Raw genomic sequence first — 265 nt, forward strand, 5'->3', positions numbered from 1 at the left:
CATACAACCCAAAAAGAATAATAGAAAGAACTATAAAATCTTTAAAATTTGTAGTATTGTTCAATCCCCTAGGAAGCAAATAAAGCATAAAACATAAAAGTCCAATGTGTATTATTCCATAAAATAAAAATGCAGGTATATATTTTTTTGCTTCAAAAATAATTTCATCTTGAGTGTCTTGTTCTTTGATTTCTGTGTTGCTCATTTTTATCCTTTAAATAAGTTTTAATCTCTTGTATAAGATAAAATACTTTCATTCATCTTT

1 pseudogene is annotated in these 265 nt (G+C 24.5%); it reads right to left on the reverse strand.

Annotated elements, in window-relative coordinates:
• A pseudogene (locus H2277_RS09255) lies at window positions 1-205 on the reverse strand (hypothetical protein); the annotation flags it as partial.
• Between the last annotated feature and the right edge of the window lie 60 nt (window positions 206-265).

This window comes from Campylobacter sp. W0014, from assembly GCF_020135975.1.
Classification (GTDB): domain Bacteria; phylum Campylobacterota; class Campylobacteria; order Campylobacterales; family Campylobacteraceae; genus Campylobacter_D.